The sequence below is a fragment of the Photorhabdus temperata genome (assembly GCF_025384845.1).
In the GTDB taxonomy this organism is placed as follows: domain Bacteria; phylum Pseudomonadota; class Gammaproteobacteria; order Enterobacterales; family Enterobacteriaceae; genus Photorhabdus; species Photorhabdus temperata.
Window position 1 is genome coordinate 1 of sequence record NZ_JAJAFX010000170.1, and the last position, 1,682, is coordinate 1,682.

At 56.6% G+C, this 1,682-nt stretch carries 1 protein-coding gene; it reads left to right on the forward strand.

The window, feature by feature from the left end:
• Nucleotides 1-1,682 (forward strand): type VI secretion system Vgr family protein (locus LGZ99_RS24360; protein WP_262979839.1); only part of this gene is annotated, 1,682 nt, incomplete at both ends.

The window sequence follows — 1,682 nt, forward strand, 5'->3', positions numbered from 1 at the left end:
ATCATCTTTGATCACAGCCGCTACAAACTGAAAGTGTGGAAAAATACCGCGACGCTGGATGTGGTGGCGTTTAGCGGGCAGGAAGCCTTAAGCCGGCCTTTTCGTTACGCCATTGAATTCACCAGCCCGGTGAAAGATATCAAACCGGCGCAGATGCTGATGCGGGACGCCGCGTTTACCCTGACGTCCCCCGCGATTAATCCGGGAATACGGGGAATGCCGGTGATACCGCCGGCACCGCTGCGCACAATCTACGGGGTGATCAGCCAATTTAAGCTGTTGTCCACCTCGCGGGATGAAAGCCATTATGAAGTGATCCTGGAGCCGCGGTTGGCCCTGTTGTCGAGAAGCCGCCAGTCCGCCATTTATCAAAAGATGTCGGTACCGGAAATCGTGGAAAAAATCCTGCGTGAACGTCACGGTTTTCGCGGCCAGGATTTCTTATTCACCCTGGCGTACCCCTGCCCGAAGCGGGAGCAGGTGATGCAATACGACGAAGATGACTTGCGTTTTGTGCAACGCCTGCTGGCGGAAGTGGGGATCTGGTACAAACTGACCGCGGACGATCGGCTGAAAATTGACGTGGTGGAATTTTACGACGATCAACGTTACTACCAGTTGAATGTCTATATGCCGGCCCGCAATCCGTCAGGGATGCACGGCGGGGACGTGGACGCGGTGTGGGGCATGGAAACGGCGCATCAGGTGGTGGAAGGGAAAGTGGCGACCCGGGATTATGACTACCGTGACGCGTTGCCGCAATACGGTATGGATGCCGAAGTGGATGTGACGCGGGGCGATGAGACCCTGTATGGCGAAGCGTACCATTACCTGGATAACAACTACCGGGTGTTAGGCAACCGTTACGACCTGGATCCGGAAGTGGAAAGCGGGGTGTTCTACTCCCGGCTGCAACATGAACGTTACCTGAATCGACAGACTCAACTGCGGGGATTGACGACATCCGCCACGCTGTTACCGGGCCAGGAGTTGAAAGTCAGGGGGGAGGCCCCGGAAGCCTTCCGTAAAGGGGCGGTGATAACCGGTATTTGCAGCAGTGCGCGCCGGGATCGCAGTTTTGAAATGGCATTCACCGCTATTCCCTACGCGGAAAACATCTGTTTTCGACCTGAATTGATCCCCAAACCCCGGATAGCGGGCACCTTGCCCGCCAGGGTAAGCAGCACGGTCGTGAACGACCCGTACGGGGATATTGATAAAGACGGGTTGTACCGGGTGGCGTTTGATTTTGACCGGGCGGAATGGCCGAAGGGGGGAGAAAGCCTGTGGGTGCGTCTGGCTCGTCCCTATGCGGGCGACACCTACGGTTTTCACTGGCCGTTGCTTGATGGTACCGAGGTGGCGATCGCGTTTGAAGGGGGCGACCCGGATCGGCCCTATATCGCCCATGCGCTGCACGACTCAAAACACCCCGATCACGTCACCTTGTTTAACTACAAACGCAATGTCCTGCGTACCCCGGCGAATAACAAATTGCGGATGGATGACGAACGCGGTCGGGAGCACATCAAACTGAGTACCGAATACGGCGGTAAGAGCCAGCTTAACCTGGGGTATCTGGTGGACAGTCAGAAACCGCACCCGGATAAACGGGGCGAAGGTTTTGAATTGCGCACTGATGACTGGGGCGCGATCCGGGCCGGGAAAGGGTTGTTTATCAG